The sequence below is a fragment of the Novosphingobium oxfordense genome (assembly GCF_044029435.1).
Lineage (GTDB): Bacteria > Pseudomonadota > Alphaproteobacteria > Sphingomonadales > Sphingomonadaceae > Novosphingobium.
In genome coordinates this window covers 1,876,162-1,894,622 of sequence record NZ_CP147008.1, presented here as the reverse complement: position 1 = coordinate 1,894,622, position 18,461 = coordinate 1,876,162, and the positions used below count along the sequence as shown (strand labels likewise).

General features: G+C 70.8%; 1 protein-coding gene. It reads right to left on the bottom strand.

Annotated features, from left to right (window positions below; translation table 11 throughout):
• Positions 1–94 precede the first annotated feature (94 nt).
• Positions 95–18,217: a hypothetical protein gene (locus WBP07_RS30925; RefSeq protein WP_395397065.1), complete on the bottom strand. Its 18,123-nt coding sequence runs from the start codon at positions 18,215–18,217 to the stop codon at positions 95–97.
• Positions 18,218–18,461: the final 244 nt, after the last annotated feature.

Sequence of the window (18,461 nt, the reverse complement as noted above, 5' to 3'; positions counted from 1 at the left end):
TGTTAGCGCAGTTCTGTGGGCCGGATCCTCAAGGATCCGGCCGAAATCGAATGAAAGTTGGAATTGAGAGCGATGGTCATGACGGTGGCCGCGCTCACATGTGGAACCGGACACCGACCATGGCGGTCACATCGTTGTAGCCCTTGCCCAGATCGGCCCCGATGCTGGCTTGCAGGTCCACCTTGCGCATTTGCAGGGTGGAACGCAGGTCGATCCGGCCGCTGTTGCTGACCGCCCGCGCACCGGTGGTGACGAAGCGGTAATCCGGCGCCCCGGCGAATGCCGCGGTGATCGAGCGATCGGGATCGAAATCGTGGACCCATGCCGCGCGTAGCGTGGTGACCAGGGCCTTGCCTTGCGGCAGTTCGATCCGTCCGGCAACATTGGTGCCGGCCAGGCTGCGAACGCGCGTCCAGTCCTTTCCGAAGAAGGCCAGGCCAAGGGCCGAACTGCCCCCATCCTCGCCCTGCGTCTCCACATAGCTGGGCAGTTTAAGGCGGGTGGCTTCCAGCGCAGCGAAGGGCTGGAACACCACGTTGCCCGTGCCGAACTGGCGCGCCACCTGGGCACGGCTCGACCATGCATGCGCGGTGAAGTCGCCCCGCGCCTGCACGTTGCCGCCCGCATAGAGCCACATGTCGCGCAAGTAACGGGTGTTCGCCACGCTGTAGAGCAGATCCGCGCTGAGCGTCCATGCCCCCGGATGGAAGCCCGCATAGGCGCCCACCGTGTAGACCTTCGCCTTGCCCGAAGTGCTTGCCCCGGCAACCGAGAAGCTCTGCGGATCGAAGCCGAAGCTGGCGCCCACCAGCGTGCGGGCATCGGGACGATAGTCCCATCCGCCCTGCACGACGTAGCCGTCGGTGTGCGTATCGTGCGCACCGTCGGTTCCGTCCAGACGCTGGCGGCCACCCTGGACGGACATCCAGAGATTCCCCAGCTTCTCCTTCTCCCACGCCGGCGCGAAAGTGCCGATGCGGCCGAGGATCTGGCTGTCGATCACGTCGTGGTTGTTGCCCACGGCCGTCAGCGTCGCGCTCTGCGCGGCGGTGACGCCTTCACCCGTCAGACTGTCGTAGACCGTGCCCAGCGCGCCAACCGTCGGGATCGAGACGATCGCGGCGGCCGTCGGCGCGAAAGCGTCGGTCGGGGCCTGCTGGATCTGGTCGATCACGTTACCGATCATGGCCTGACGCTGGGTCAGCCCCGTCGGTGCATATTCGACCACGTAGTGGATCGATTGCTCGGTGGTCGACGGATAGGTGAGCGCGAAAGTCACCACGGCCGAGTTGGGCGCATCAAGCTGAACCGCATCCTGCCCGGTAATGCCGCCCGCCGCATCGAGGATGACGACTTCGTGCGCGCCGGTCCGGGCATAGCCCAGATTGAGCAGGTTGGTGGTGACCTTGCCGGCCAGCACCGCCGCGCCGGAGACGGTCACCCGGTCCGCCGTGTTGCTCTTCAGGTCGAGATCGAGGTTGTACTCGCTCTGCGCCGTCAAGGTCAGGCCGCCGCTCACCGCGAGCTGCGACACGACGCCGCCGCCACCCGGATTGAGGATGCCCGAGTTGACGAACGTGCCCGCACCCACGTTCACGAGCGAGCCGGCCAGGAAGATGCCACCGTTGACGTTGGTGAAGCTGTTGTAGCCTTCACCCAGGTCGATCGAGCCGACGATCGTGCCGGAGTTGACGATCGTGTTGTCGCCACCTTCCGCATAGATCACCAGGCCTTCCTGCCCGTCCATGGTCTGCAGCGTACCGGCATTGGTCACGGTATTGTCCGCGCCGCCGAGCAGCGAGACGGCATGGCCGCCCAGACCGCCGACGACGTTGACCTTGCCGATGTCCAGCGTGATCGCGCTGCCGCCAAGGCCGCCCGTGCTCTGCGCCACCAGTGCGTTCGATCCGGCACCCGTGGTCACCACATCGGCATTAACGGTGAGGTTCACCGCATTGCCCGCGCCGGCACCCGCCAGCACGCCCGTTCCCGAGCCCGCGGCCGCACCGCCACCGCCGACCGACTGGACGACCACGCCATTGGCGTTGGCGCCGCTGGTGTGGATCGCCGCACCCACGGTGACGTCCACCGCCCCGGCATCGACCGTACCGGTCGGGGCTGCCAGCGCCATCAAGCGGGCCATGCGCAGCGTGCTGACCGCGCTGGCGTCGACCACGTCGAGCGTCTGGACAGTGCCATCCGCGCCGACGATCGACGCCGCACCGCCGCCGCCACCGATCGATTGCACCAGCAGTGCCGTCGAACCCGCACCGGTGGTGGTGATCGTTTGGTTGATCGCCACGGAGACGTCGCCGCCATTGCCGGTCGCGCCGTTCGACGTACCCAGCGTCAGCGTGCCGTCGCCATTGGCGCCCACGGCACTGACGTAACCGCCACCGCCGCCGATCGACTGCACGACGACACCCGCCGCACCCGCACCGGTGGTCTGGACACGGCCATCGAGGGTGAAGTCGATAGTGCCGCCCGAACCGCTGGCCGCGCCGCCGAGATCGACGTTGGTGACCGTGCCGGTGCCGCCAGTGTTGTCGAGGGTCACCAGACCGCCACCGCCGCCGATGGACTGTACCAGCACCGCATTGGCGCCGGTGCCGCTGGTCACCACGTCGGCCTTCTGGTCGAGCGTGATGTTGCCGCCGTCACCGCCCGCACCGCCGGTAGAGCCGGCTGCCAGGGTGATATCGCCCAGCGCGCCGCCTTCCATGGAGGACAGGGTGGCAACACCGCCGCCACCGCCGATCGACTGGACCACCAGCGCCGAAGCGAGGTTGCCCGAAGTGCCGATGGCGCCGGTCGATGTCGTGAAGGTCACGTCGCCGCCATTGCCTGCGGTTGTCTGCGCACCACCGACGTTCAGCGAAGCCCCCGCCAGCGAGCCATCGGCAAGGCCGAGCGCCATGGTGCCGACACCGCCGCCGCCGCCGACCGACTGGGCAAGCAGGCCGATAGCCCCGTCGCCCTCGGTAACGATCGTTGCGCTGTTTGCGATGGTGATCGCCGCCCCCGAACCGGCCGAGTCTCCGCTGCCGCCGACAACGGTGGACCACACGGCATCGCCGCTGCCGAACACCACGTCGCCGGTAACACCCTCAGTACCCCCGCCGCCGCCGATCGACTGCGCCGCGAAGCCGATGGCGCCTGCGCCCTTGGTCTGGATCTCGTTGGCGTTGGTCACGTCGATCACGTTGCCGTCGCCGGCCACGCCGCCGGTGCTGCCCACTTGCAAGGTCAGACCGTTGGAGCCGACTTCCAGCGGATCGGGCACGGAGAGCGCGACGTTGCCGCCGCCCGCACCGATGGCCTGTGCCAGCAGGCCGTAGGAAAGCGCGCCCGCCGTCTGGAGCACACCGCCCGAGAGGTTGACGACGACCTTGCCCTGCTTGCCGCTGATCCCTTCGCCCTGCGCGCCCAGCGTCAGGTTGACGCCATCGAACGCGCCGGCCTGCGCCGCGATGGCATAGGCCGACTGGCCGCCGCCGCCCGCGATGGACTGGGCCAGCACGGCGATGGAATCGTCCGCCATGGTGACGATGCTGCCGGTCGAAGTGACAGTGACGTCGCCGCCGTCGCCACCCGCGCCGCCGGTGCTGCCCACTTGCCTGTTCAGCGAACCGCCGGTGACCGCAAGCGAGCCGGTGAAGCCGCCCGCACCGCCGCCGCCGCCGATGGACTGGGCCAGGATGCCGACCGAGGCCGCGCCTTCCACCAGGATCGTGCCGGTGTTGGTGACGGTGATGTCACCGCCATTGCCGCCAGCACCGCCGCTGCCGCCGAGGGCAGAGGTCAGGCCGCCAAGCCCGGTGCTGAGCGTGCCGGAAACCACCATGCCGGCCGTGCCGCCGCCGCCGCCGATCGACTGGGCGAATACGCCGTAGGACAAGTCGCCCTTGGCATCGATCACGCCGCTGTTGCTGACCGTGATCGTGCCGCCGTCACCGCCGGCTCCGCCCGAGCCGCCAAGGCTGGTCGTCGTGGAGCTGCCGGTGCTGAGCGAGCCCGAGATGGACATGCCGCCAAGGCCGCCGCCGCCGCCGATCGACTGCGCAAAGACGCCGATCGAATTGGCTTCCAGCGTCTGGATCACGCCGCTGTTGGTCACCGCGATGTCGCCGCCGTTGCCGCCGCCGGCACCCGCGCCGCCGATGCTCTGGCTGATCGCGCCGCCTGCGCCGACGGAAAGCCCGCCGGCAAAGCCGCCCGCACCGCCGCCGCCGCCGACCGACTGGCCGAAGACCGCGACCGAGCCCGCGCCTTGCGCCAGCACGTTGCCGGCATTGGTCAGCGTGACGGCACCACCATTGCCGCCGCCGCCGCCGGAGCCCGCGCCGAGGGTCGAATTGACCGCGCCGCCGGTGGCAATCGTGCCGTCGACCGCGAAGCCGCCGGAACCGCCGCCGCCGCCGATCGACTGTGCGAACACGCCGTAGGACAGGTCACCATCGACCACGATGGTCGCGCCCGCCGCGTTGGAGACGCTGATCGCGCCGCCGTCACCGCCGGCTCCGCCCGAACCGCCAAGCGTGTTGGACAGGCTGGAGACCGCACCGCTCGCCGCCAGCGAGAAGCCGCCAAGGCCGCCGCCGCCGCCGACCGACTGGGCGAAGACGCCCGCCGAATTGGCGCCGCCGGCATGGATCTGCCCGCTGTTGCTGACAGTGATGTCACCGCCCTGGCTGGCATCGCCACCGGCACCGCCGATGGTCGAGCCGAAAGCGCCGTCGCCAGAGCCAGTGAGGCCGCCGGCGAAGCCGCCGGCACCGCCGCCGCCACCCACGGACTGGGCGAAGACCGCAACCGCGCTGGCGCCCAGCGTTTCGATGGTGCCGCTGTTGGTCAGCGTGATCGTCCCGCCAAGGCCGCCGCCACCGCCGGCACCGCCGCCGATGGTCGACTGTGCATCGCCGGTCAGGGCCACGGTGGCACCGGCCGCGAAGCCGCCGTTGCCGCCGCCGCCGCCGATCGACTGCGCCTGGATGCCGTAAGCAAAGGCGCCTTCGGTGTAGACTGCGCCGCTGGTGTTCACGGTGATGTCGCCGCCGATACCGCCCGCGCCGCCGCTGCCGCCGATCGTGTCGGACACGGCATCGAGCTGCGAAGCTGCACCGCCGACGGCAAAGCCGCCGACACCGCCGCCGCCGCCGACCGACTGGGCAAGGATCGCCACCGCCTGATCGCCGGCCGTCGCCACGAGGCCGCTGTTGGAGACCGTGATATTGCCGCCCGCGCCGCCGTCGCCGCCGGCTCCGCCGACCGACGAACTGGCCGAAGCGCCTTCGGCCGAAAGGCCGCCGCCTGCCGCGAAAGCACCGGCACCGCCGCCGCCGCCGATCGATTGCGCGAAGATCGCAATCGAGGCATCGCCAAGCGTGACGACCTGACCGGCATTGTCGATCGCAATCGTGCCGCCAAGCCCGCCTGCGCCGCCTGAGCCACCGCCGACGCCGTTCTCCACGTCGTCACCCAGCGCCAGCGCGCCACCGGCCGCAAAGCCGCCCGCGCCGCCGCCACCGCCGACAGACTGTGCAAAGACGCCGTAGGAAATGGCGCCATCGGTCTCGATCTTGCCGCCGGCCGCGTTGCTGACGGTGATGTCACCGCCGTCACCCGCCGTGCCGCCGTCACCACCAACCGCCTGCGAAACCGCACCGGCCTTGGACGCTGCGCCGCCGGTCGAGAAGCCGGCAACACCACCGCCGCCGCCCACCGACTGCGCGAAAAGCGCGGTCGCATTGCTGCCGATCGTCAGGATCGATCCGCCGTTCTCCAGCGCGATCGTACCACCCGAGCCGCCCGCGCCGCCCGAGCCACCGACCGTGTTCGACATCGCGCCGCCCTCTGCCGAGAGGCCACCACCGGCCGCGAAGCCACCGGCACCGCCGCCGCCGCCGATCGACTGAGCGAAGACCGCAATCGCGCCTTCGCCCGCCGTCTGGATCGCGCCGAGGCTGGTGAGCGTGACGTTGCCGCCGATACCGCCACCGCTGCCCGCGCCGCCGCCGACGCTTGAGTCCACGTCGCCTTGAAGGCTCAGCGCACCGCCGGCCGCGAAAGCGCCCGAACCGCCGCCGCCGCCGACCGACTGCGCGAAGACCGCGTAGGAGAAGTCACCCAAGGTGGTGATCGAGCCGCCCGCACCGTTGTTGATGGAGACTTCGCCGCCGTCGCCGCCAGCACCGCCCGAGCCGCCAACCGTGTTCGAGGCGCTGTCCGCCTTCGATGCGCTGGCGCCGACCGAGAAGCCGCCGGCACCACCGCCGCCGCCCACCGATTGGGCATAGACCGCCGTAGCATTGGCGCCTTCGGTACGGATCGATCCGGTGTTGACCAGCGAAACCACACCGCCGGCACCGCCGTCGCCGCCCGCACCGCCAACCGAATTGGAGGCTGCGCCGCCTTCGATCGTCAGGCCGCCGCCCGCCGCGAAGCCGCCAGCACCGCCGCCACCGCCCACGGACTGGGCGAAGATCGCGATGGAACCATCCCCGGCCGTGCCGATCTTGCCGGCGTTGCTCAGCGAAACCACGCCGCCGATGCCGCCGCCGGCACCGTCGCCCGCGCCGACTGACGAATTCGCGTCGCCTTCAAGCGAAAGCGCGCCACCGGCCGAGAAGCCGCCCTGGCCGCCGCCGCCGCCAACCGACTGCGCGAACACGGCGTAGGAGAGTGTGCCCAGCGTGACGACTTCGCCGTCCGCGCCATTGGCCACGGTCACTTCGCCGCCATCACCGCCCGCGCCGCCGCTACCGCCGACCACGGTCGAGGCGCTGTCCGCCTTGGACGCCGAGACACCCACAGCAAAGCCGCCCTTGCCGCCGCCGCCGCCGACCGACTGCGCGAAGATCGCGGTCGCATTGGCGCCCTCGGTCTGAACCAGGCCATCGGTCGTGATCGAAACCACGCCGCCAGCACCGCCCGCGCCGCCCGAGCCACCAACGCTGTCGGATGCCGAGCCGCCCTCTGCGGTCAGCCCTGCGCCCACCGCGAAGCCACCCGCGCCGCCGCCGCCGCCCACGGACTGGGCGAACACAGCCACCGAGCCCGCGCCCTTGGTCGCGATCGTGCCGGTGTTGTCGAGGCTGACGAGGCCGCCAGCACCGCCGCCGCCACCGCTGCCGCCGCCCACGCCGGATTCGGCATCGCCTTCGAGGCTGAGGCCCGCGCCGGCTGCAAAGCCGCCCGAACCGCCGCCACCGCCGACCGACTGCGCATAGACCGCGTAGGACAAGTCGCCATCGGTCGTGATCGTGCCGCCATTGTTGGCGATCGTGACGTTACCGCCCGCGCCTGCCGCGCCGCCGCTGCCGCCGACGAGGTTGGAAGCCGCATCCGCGCTGGCCGCTGCCGCACCAGCGGAGAACCCGCCGGCGCCGCCGCCGCCGCCGACCGACTGCGCAAGGATCGCGGTCGCATTGGCGCCCAGCGTCTGGATCGTGCCGCTGCTGGTGACCGAGACGAGGCCGCCGTCACCGCCGCCCGCGCCTTGTCCACCGATTGCGTTGCTGGCCGCGCCGCCCTTGACGCTGAGGCCGCCCGAGACGGCAAAGCCGCCCGAACCGCCACCACCGCCGATCGACTGCGCCAGCACTGCCAGCGAACCGTCGCCGCGCGTGCCGATATCGCCCGCGTTGTCGATCGAGACCACGCCGGCCGAGCCGCCCGCACCGCCCGAACCTGCACCAACTGCCGAACTGGCGTCGCCTTCGAGAGCGAGGCCAGCGCCGACGGAGAAACCGCCGGAACCGCCGCCGCCGCCGATCGACTGCGCCTGGATCGCGATCGACATCGCACCTTCGGTAACGATCGTTGCGTTCGCCGTGTTGACCAGCGTTACGTCGCCTGCCGAACCCGCCGTGCCGCCGTCACCGCCGATGGAGCTGTTCGCCGCGCCGCCCTTGGCCAGCGCGCCGCTCACCGCGAAGGCGCCGTTGCCGCCGCCGCCGCCGATCGACTGCATCAGCACCGCCGTCGCGTTCGCGCCCTGCGTCAGGATCGTGCCGTCGTTGTAGAGCGAGACCGTGCCCGCCGAACCGCCGCTGCCCGCGCCGCCGCCGATGGCGTTGGACAGCGTACTGTCACTGCCGCCGGCCAGACCCGCGCCGACCGCGAAGCCGCCGGAGCCGCCGCCGCCGCCGATCGACTGCGCGAAGACCGCCACTGCACCGTCGCCGCTGGTCTGGATCAGGCTGTAGTTGTTGACGCCGACATCGCCGCCATTGCCTGCCGCACCGCCGGCGCCGCCGCCGACCGAGGACGTCGCGCCTTCGGACAGCGAGAGTGCGCCGCCCGTGGCGAAGCCGCCCGAACCGCCGCCGCCGCCGATCGACTGCGCAAGGATCGCGTAACCGAAGTTGCCGGTGGTCACGACCGTTCCGGTCGAGCCATTGGCGACTTCCACCGTGCCGCCGTCACCGCCGGCGCCGCCGCTGCCGCCCACCGCGTCGCTGGCCGAAGCGGCCTTCGAGGCTGCCGCGCCCAGCGAGAAGCCGGCCGAACCGCCGCCACCGCCAATCGACTGCGCGACGATGGCCGTGGAGCGATCGCCCAGCACCTGGATATTGCCGGTGGTGACTACCTTGACCGCGCCGGCATTGCCGCCGACGCCGCCCGAACCGCCGAGGCTGTTGGCCACGGCTTCGGAAGTCGAGGAGATCGTCAGCGAGCCGGAGAAACCGCCGGTGCCGCCACCGCCGCCGATCGACTGTGCAACCACGCCGTTCGATGCCGCGCCGAAGGTGTAGATATCGCCGGTGTTCTGCACGGTGACCGTGCCTGCGTCCTGGCCGGACCCGCCCGCGCCGCCGGTGGCGCTGGAAGCCGCCTTTTCGCCCAGCGCCAGCGTGCCCGCCACGGCAAAGCCGCCCGAACCGCCGCCACCGCCGATCGACTGCGCCAGCACACCGTCGGACAGTGCCCCGTGGGTCTGGATCAGCGCGCTGGTGGAGACGAGGACATTGCCGCCCACGCCGCCGTCGCCGCCCGAACCGCCGGTGACCGCGCTTGCGCCCTCACCGTCCGAAGCGGCCGCAAGGCCGAGCGAGAAGCCGCCCACGCCGCCGCCGCCGCCGATCGACTGCGCGACGATTGCAGTAGAGCCATTGCCCAGCGTGCCGATCTCGCCGCTCAGGGTAAGGTCGACATTGCCCGCATCGGAACCGATGCCGCCCGCACCGCCGACCGAGCTGACCGCCGAGCCACCGCCCAACGCTGCCGCCAGACTGCCCGAGAAGCCGCCCGCGCCGCCGCCGCCGCCGATCGACTGCGCCAGCACCGCATTGGTGGCATCGCCCGCCGTCAGGATCTGGCCGGCCGAAACGACCGTGACATTGCCCGCCGCGTTACCAGCGCCGCCCGCACCGCCAACGCTGTCGGACGCGCCGGACCCCTTGGTCGCGATCGCGCCCGAAACGGAGAAGCCGCCGGTGCCGCCACCGCCGCCAATCGACTGCGCCACGATGCCGCGGCTGTGATCGCCTTCGACCATGACGTCGCCGATGGAAGTGACAGTCACGTCGTCTGCCGAGCCGGACGAGCCGCCCGCACCGCCGGTCGAACTGGATACCGCGTCAGCGCCCGAAAGCGCGAGACCGGCCGAGACCGAGAAGCCGCCATTACCGCCGCCGCCGCCGATCGACTGAGCGACGATGCCGGTGGAGTTGGCACCGTGGGTATAGATGTCGCCCGTGTTCGAAACGTCTACGGTGCCGGCATTGCCGGCCGAACCGCCGGCGCCGCCGCCGATGGTGGAGTTCGCCTCACCCTCTACGCTCAGCGCGCCGCCGACCGAGAAGCCGCCCGAACCGCCGCCGCCGCCGATCGACTGCGCCAGGATCGCGCCCGATTGCGCGCCGAAGGTTTCGATCCCGCCGGTGTGGGTGACGCTGACATCGCCCGCGTCACCTGCCGAACCACCGTCGCCGCCGGTCGATTCCGCCGTCGCGCCGCCGCTGGAGGACAGCGCCGCGCCCACCGCGAAGCCGCCCGCGCCGCCGCCGCCGCCGATCGACTGCGCCAGCAGCGCCACCGATGCCGCGCCCTTGGTGACGACATTGCCGTTCACCACGACGCTGACGTCACCCGCATTGCCGGACGATCCGCCCGCGCCGCCGCCGATGGTCGAATCCGCGTCGCCCTCGATCGATGCGCCGGCGCCGACGGCAAAGCCGCCCGAACCACCGCCACCGCCGATCGACTGCGCGATTACGCCGCGCGCCTGCGCGCCGTCGGTCTGGATGTCGCCATCGACCGTGACGCTGACCGCACCGGCATCGCCGGACGAGCCGCCTGCACCGCCGGTCGAATCCGACGCCGCGCCGCCGGAAGACGACAGCGCCGCCGAAACCGAGAAACCGCCAACGCCGCCACCGCCGCCGACCGATTGGGCCAGCACGCCATTGGCCGCGTCACCCGCCGTGATCACGGTGCCGGTCTGGATCACCGTCACGTCGGAAGCCGAACCGGCCGCGCCGCCCGCGCCGCCGCCGACGCTGGACTTGGCGTCCGAATCCATCGACGCGCCCGCGCCCACGGAGAAGCCGCCGGTGCCGCCGCCGCCGCCGACCGACTGCGCGAAAATGCCGTTGGCCGATGCGCCGGCGGTCTGGATATCGCCATCATGGCTAACGGAAACCGTGCCGGCGCTGCCGCCGGCACCGGCCGAACCGCCCACGCTGGTGCTGGTCGCCCCGCCTTCGAGGCTGAAACCGGCCCCGACCGAGAAGCCGCCCGAACCGCCGCCGCCGCCGACCGACTGCGCGAAGATGCCGTTGGAGTTGGCACCACTGGTGACGATCGTGCCTACGTCGGAAACCATCACGTCCCCACCGTCACCGGCGGTCCCGCCTTCGCCGCCGCCGACGCTGGACGTGGCATCACCCTTCATCGAGGCACCGAGGCCCACGGCGAAGCCACCGTTACCGCCGCCGCCGCCCACCGACTGGGCAAGGATGCCATTGGAATTGGCGCCGCTGGTGCCAATGTCGCCCACGCGGTCTACCGTGACGGTGCCGGCATTGCCGCCACCGCCGCCCGAGCCGCCTACGCTGTCGCTGGTCGCCGTGCCGTCAAGGCTGAGGCCCGCGCCGACCGAGAAGCCGCCATTGCCGCCGCCGCCGCCGACAGACTGCGCGAACACGCCGTTGGCCTGGTCGCCCAGAGTTACGATCGTGCCGGTTCCGGTCACGGTCACATCGCCCGCATCCGAACCGTCGCCCGCCCCGCCGCCGCCGACCGAGGATTCCGCGTCGCCCTTGATCGAGACACCAAGGCCTACGGCGAACCCGCCGTTGCCGCCGCCGCCGCCGATCGACTGGGCAAGGATGCCGTTCGAGCCGGTGCCCTTGGTCTGGATGTCGCTATCGGCATGAACGGTCACGTTGCCCGCCGTTGCGCCGCCAGCACCGGCGCCGCCGACGCTGCTGGACGAGGAGCCGCCCTCGCTGGAGAAGCCGGCGCCGACCGAGAAGCCGCCATTGCCGCCGCCGCCACCGACCGACTGCGCGAAGATGCCCGCTGCCGCAGCACCTTCGGTCCAGATCGTGCCTTCGGTGGTGACCGAAACGTCACCCGCCGTACCGCCAAGTGAACCGTCGCCGCCGCCGACGTTCGATTCCGCGTCGCCCTTTAGCGATACGTCAAGGCCGACGGCAAAGCCGCCCGAACCGCCGCCGCCGCCAACCGATTGCGCGAATACGCCGTTGGAGCCATCGCCCTTGGTGGTGATGCCTTCGCGCGCCACGACCGTGACGTTGCCGGCATTGCCGCCGGAACCGCCGCCGCCGCCAACGCTGTCGCTGGTGGAATCTCCTTCCGCGCTGAAGCCCGCGCTAACCGAGAAGCCGCCGGTGCCGCCGCCGCCGCCGACCGACTGCGCCAGCACGCCGTTGGAAGCAGCGCCTTCGGTGTAGATCGATCCGGTAGTGTCTACGCTGACGTCGTCGGCATTGCCCGCCGCGCCACCTTCACCGCCGCCGACGCTGGATGACGCGTCACCCTTGATGGAGACGCCCGCACCGACCGAGAAGCCGCCGTTGCCACCGCCGCCGCCGACCGACTGCGCAAAGATGCCATTGGCGATATTGCCGCTGGTCTGGATCTTGCCGATGTTGACGACATCCACGGTCGAGGCGTTGCCGCCCGCGCCGCCGCTGCCGCCGACCTGGTTGGAAGACGCATCGCCTTCGCCCGAAAACGCACCGCCGACCGAGAAACCGCCGGAGCCACCGCCGCCACCGATCGATTGCGCGAGGATGCCGTTCGAACCCGTTCCCGTTGTGACGACGGAATAGCCTTCGATCGCCGCATTGGCGCCCGCCGTGGCCGAGACGCTGACCATGCCGGCGTCATTGCCGGTGCCGCCATTGCCGCCCACACTCTGCGTGTCGGAATCGCCCTTGGCCGAAAGGCTGGCGCTGACGGAGAAACCGCCATTGCCGCCGCCGCCGCCGACCGACTGCGCGAAGATACCGTTGGCCAATTCGCCAGTGGTCTGCACGGTGCCGAGGCTGGTCACGTCGACATTGCCGGCAAGGCCGCCGCTGCCGCCTGTGCCGCCGCTACTGTTGCCGATCGACTGGCCTTCGACCGTGGCCGAAGCGGTGAGGCTGAAGCCGCCGTTACCGCCGCCACCGCCGATCGACTGGGCCTGGATGCCTGCCGCAAGGTTGCCCGAAGTGACCACATTGCCGGTCGAATTCAGCGAGACGTTGCCCGCCGTATTGCCCGTGCCGCCCGAACCGCCGATGCCGACGGCCACCGCATTGCCCACGGACAGCGAAAGCGCGCCGGCGAAACCGCCATTGCCGCCGCCGCCGCCGACGGACTGGGCAAACAGGCCCACTGCGCTGGCACCGCTGGTCGAAATGTCGCCGGTGCTGACGAGCGAGACATCGCCCGCCTCGCCGCCGGAACCGCCCTTACCGCCGATGGCGACCGAGGCTGAAATGCCGTCGCTGCTGGCGGTCAGGGTGCCGGAGACGGCGAAGCCGCCGTTGCCGCCACCGCCACCGATCGACTGGGCAAGAATACCGTCCGCCTGATCGCCCAGCGTCGTGATGTTGCCTTCGGAGACGACCGAGACCGCCTGGCCGGCGCCGCCCGAGCCGCCTTTACCGCCCAGCGCCAACGCTGCCGATGCATATTCCGCGCCCGCGACAGCGACCGAGAAGCCGCCGTTACCACCGCCGCCGCCGACCGACTGCGCGAAGATGCCGTTCGAAAGCGTGCCTTCGGTGTAGATGTCGCCGGTGTTGACAAGGGTCACCGTGCCCGCGTCGTTACCGGTGCCGCCGGTGCCACCGAACGACAGCGCCGCCGCGCCGTATTGCGCGCCCGCGACGCTGGCGGAGAAGCCGCCGTTACCGCCGCCGCCGCCGATCGACTGCGCAACAAGGCCGCTGGACTGGTCGCCGGTCGTCGCGATCTGGCCGGTCGAGGTGAGCGTTACATCGCCTGCCGTACCGCCTGCACCGCCCGATCCGCCGAAGCCGATCGCCACGGCGCCGTACTGGCCGCCCGCCGCGCTGACGCTCCAGCCGCCGTTACCGCCGCCGCCGCCAATCGACTGGACTTGCGCGCCGGCGCTGAAGTCTCCCAGCGTAACGATGTCGCCAGTGTTGGTGAGGTCTGCGTCACCCGCCGCGCCGCCGGTGCCGCCCTTGCCGCCAAAGCCGATCGTCGCCGCGCCATATTGCGCGCCCGCCGCGCTGACGGAGAAGCCGCCGTTGCCGCCGCCGCCGCCGACCGACTGCGCAAACAGGCCTTGCGAATAATTTCCCTCTGTTCTGATATCGCCGGTCGAGGTGAGCGTGACGTCACCCGCCGTGCCGCCCGAACCACCATCGCCGCCGAAGGAGAGCGAAACGGCGCCGAACTGGGCGCCCGAGGCAGAGATAGCGAAGCCGCCGTTGCCGCCACCGCCGCCGATCGACTGCGCGCGAACGCCGGCCGAGAAGTCGCCGGAAGTCGTCAGGTCGCCATCGGAATCAACCGAGACGTCGCCCGCCGAACCGCCTTGGCCGCCGGTGCCGCCCATCGAAAGGCTGACCGCGCCGAACTGGCCACCGGCTGCCGAAATCGCAAAACCGCCGTTGCCGCCGCCGCCGCCCAGCGACTGGGCGAAGATTGCGTCGGCATTGTTGCCCAGCGTCTGGATGTCGCCGATGCTGCCGATGCTGACATCGCCGGAAGAGCCGCCCGCGCCGCCATTGCCGCCGAACGAGGCCGAGATGCCGCCGCCCTGGCCGCCCGATGCAGCGATCGCGCCGCCACCGTTACCGCCGCCGCCGCCGACCGATTGCGCGAACAGACCCTGCGAGCTGTCGCCCTCGGTCAGGATATTGCCGGTGCTGACGAGCGTAACGTTGCCCGCCGTACCGCCGTTGCCTGCGCCGCCACCGAAGGCGAGCGACGCGCCGCCGGCCCAGCCCCCGCTGGCCGAAATCGCCAGACCGCCGTTGCCGCCGCCGCCGCCGACCGACTGCGCCAGAATGGCAGCCGATGCCGCACCCTGCGTCCAGATGCCGCCGTCCGAAGTGACCGAAACGTCGTCACCATCGCCGCCGTTGGCGCCTGCACCGCCCATCGAGAGGCCCGCCGCGCCGATGCCGCCGCCGGAAATCGCGGCGGAAAAGCCGCCATTACCGCCGCCGCCGCCGACCGATTGGGCCAGGATGCCGTTGGAAAGGTCGCCCACCGTGGTGATCGTGCCGGTGCTGGCGACGGTCACCTTGCCGCCGCTGCCCCCGTTCGCTCCGCTACCGCCGAACGCGGCCGACATCGCGCCGATACCGCCGGCCGAACCGGAAACGGCGAAACCGCCGTTGCCACCGCCGCCGCCGATCGACTGCGCGAAGATGCCGTTGGAGCTGGCACCCTCGGTCGCCAGATCGCCGGTCGAGGAAACGTTCACGTCATCGCCCGCGCCGCCGTTGCCGCCGCCGCCGCCGAAGGTGAGGCTGACCGCGCCCGCAGCGCCGCCGGCAAGGCCCACGGCAAAGCCGCCGTTGCCGCCGCCACCGCCAACGCTCTCCGCAAAGATCGCGTCCGACTGGGTGCCCTTGGTCGAGATCGAACCGACCGAAACGACAGTGACGGTCGAACCATCCGAACCCGCACCGCCGACGCCGCCGAAGGTGGAGGTGATCGCCCCTACGCCCAGCGCCGCGCTGGCCGCAAAGCCGCCGTTACCGCCGCCGCCGCCGACCGACTGCGCGAAGATGCCACGCGACTGTTCGCCTTCGGTGGTGATATCCGTCGCGCTCTGCACGTCGACGAGGCCGCCCGCACCGCCGACGCCGCCGGCACCGCCGTAGCTCATCGTCAGCGAACCGCCGAGCGAGGCACCCGCCGCGACCGAGAAACCGCCGTTGCCGCCGCCGCCGCCAACCGAGCTGGCGAAGATGCCGTCCGAAAGATCGCCCTTGGTGGAGATGGTGCCTTGCAGGCCGACGCGGACATTGCCGCCCGAACCGCCCGAGCCGCCCGAACCGCCAAAGGCGATCGACGCCGACGCGCCCAGGCCCGCCGAAGAGGAGAGCGCAAAGCCACCGTTGCCGCCGCCGCCGCCGACCGACTGGGCGAAAAGGCCCGTGGAGCGGTCGCCATAGGTCTCGATATAGGCCGCGCCCATGCTGGAGCTGGCCGTGGTGCAAGACGAATTGGTGTTGACGCAGATGTCGCCGCCGGCACCGCCGCCGCCGCCCGAACCACCGAACGCGGCGCTGACGAAGAGGCCCCCTGCAACCGACGAGCCGCCGTTACCGCCGCCACCGCCGATCGACTGTACGAAGATAGCGGTCGCATCGTCGCCCGAAGTCGAGACGAGGCCGGTCTGGTTGAGGACGACCTTGCCGCCCTTGCCGCCGTCGCCACCGTCGCCGCCGATGGCAAGCTGGCCCGTGCTGGAGCCCCCGTTGCCGCCACCGCCGCCGATCGACTGCGCGATGATACCCAGGGCTTCCTTGCCCTGGGTCGTGATTTGCCCGCTGTTGCTGACGGTAACGATCCCGCCGTCACCGCCGCCGCCGCCGGCGCCGCCGATCGAGATCAGGCCGGTGGAGGTACCGCCGTCGCCACCGCCGCCCCCGACCGACTGCGCCTGAATGCCGATGGAGCGCAGGCCGGTCGTCAGGATCGAACCGCCGTTGCTGACCGTGACGTTGCCGCCGGGGCTGGTGCCCGAACCGCTGCCGCCGATTGCGGCAAGGCCGGTCGAATTGCCACCGGCACCGCCGCCGCCGCCAACCGATTGCGCGAAAATGCCACGGGCGTAGTTGCCCGTGGTCTTCAGTGCGCCGTCATTTTCGACGATCACGGTGCCGCCAAGGCCGCCACTCGCGCCCGAACCGCCAAGGCCGACCAGGCCGACCGAGCCGGAGCCCGCGCCGCCGCCACCGCCAACCGACTGCGCGAAAATCGCGTCCGCCCACGCGCCCGACGTGGTGATCGATCCTTCCGCGCTCTGGCCAATCTGGACCAGACCGCCGTTGCCGCCGCCTGCACCCGAACCGCCAAGCGAGACCAGGCCGCCCGTACCGGCTGCCGAACCGCCGCCACCGCCGATCGATTGGGCGAAGATGCCCTTGCCGGAATCGCCGGTGGTCACCATCGTCGCGCCCGAAGACACGTAGACGGTGCCGCCATTGCCGCCGCCCGCGCCCGTACCACCCAGCGCGGCGAGACCGCCGCTGACGCCCGCGTTGCCGCCGCCGCCGCCGATCGACTGCGCCATGACGCCGTACGAACCGATGCCTGCCGTGGAGACGTATGCGCCATCGGCAATGGCAATGCTCACGGTTCCCGCGTCACTGCCTTCGCTGCCCGAGCTGCCGAGCGCGACTGCGCCGATGGTGGTGCCACCATTGCCGCCGCCACCGCCCACCGACTGAGCGAAGAAGGCGTGCGCATAGTCGCCGGTCGTCTTCGTGGAAGAGTCCGAACCGGCCGTTATCGTGGCATTGCCGCCGGGGCCGCCCGCGCCGCCCGAGCTGGAATCGGCGAAGACGCCGCCGCTGGTGCCGCCACTGCCCCCGGACCCGCCGACCGACTGCGCCAGCACGCCATGCGCGCCTTCACCCGAAGTCTGGACGACGCCGTTCTGGTTGACGAGGACATTGCCGCCCTTGCCGCCATAACTGCCGCCGCCGCTCGACGCGACGAGGCCGTAGCTGTCGCCGCCGCTGCCCGCAGTACCGCCCAGGCTCTGCGCCAGGATGCCGATCGAACCGGCGCCGCTGGTCGCGACGCTGCCGTTGTTGGTGACCGAAGCATCGCCGCCAACGCCCGGCGAACCGCCGCCCGACCCGCCGCTGGAGAGCCAGCCGTCGCCGCCGGCACCGCCTTGGCCCGCCGAACTGCTGACCAGGATACCGTAGGCGCTGGTGCCCGTGGTCACGACATTCGCTGTGCTGACCAGGCTGACATCGCCGCCGACGCCGGCGGTGCCGCCGGTGCCGCCGTCGGAACCGAGATAGCCGTTGCCGCCCTTGCCGCCGTTACCACCGATGCTCTGCACGATAACCGCTGCAAGGCCGCTCGACTGCGAAGTGATCGAGCCGGAAATGGAATCCCGGATGTCCGGACCATTCGCGCCCGCACCGCCATCGCCGGCCGAGATGAACAGCGCGCCGATATGGCCATTGCCGCCACTGCGGCCGCGCTGGACGTTGCGATAGGTATGGTCGCCCGGATCGGAAGGCAGATCGATCGTATCGGCGCCGCTCGCATTGGCAGCGGGCGCGATCGAGGTGACGACGTCGGTCGTGCTGGTCGATCCGTCGGCCGAACTCTGGAGCGAAACGGACGTAACCGCCCCGCTGGAGCCGGTGGTTACGGCGGTAACCGTGTAGGTGGTTCCCGATACCGTGAAGGTCTGCCCGACTTCGTTGGCATAGAGGATCACATTGTTGCTGGCCGTCTGCACCTGCATCGGCGGCAACTGTGCCGTCACGACTTCCATCGCACCGGTCACGGGGTTCACGATCTGGGTGCCGATTTGCGGCAGCTCGATCGGATCGGGCGTGGGGGTAGGCGTGGAGGACGGGGTCGGCGTCGGTGTCGCGGAGGCCTGAACCGGCATGACCCCGCCCAGCACCATCATTGCCGCAAGCGTCGCCACGGAAGTGCCCGCACGCCATGAGCGGGAGGCGCGCGCCTCTGCCTTGCTCTCGGTGGAACGGCCAGCGAAAGTGTCAATAGTGTTCAAGGTGGTCCCCCCGGAGCCTGATCGGCCTGTTGTCCGGCCCACTTCTGGAGTGGGTTCTTCTTGCTGTACGCCAGGCGGCAGGCAGCAGGAATCCGGGACAACACATAGAAAATGTCAGAAAAATTTCCTGCTTATCAAAGCGTTAGGAAATCGTTTGCCGTGCTTGTCGACGCGCCGACGCGTCAAGACCGCCCTTCCCGCACTGCGTGGGCAATGCGGGTCAAGCGGCCTCGATCTGTCGAAA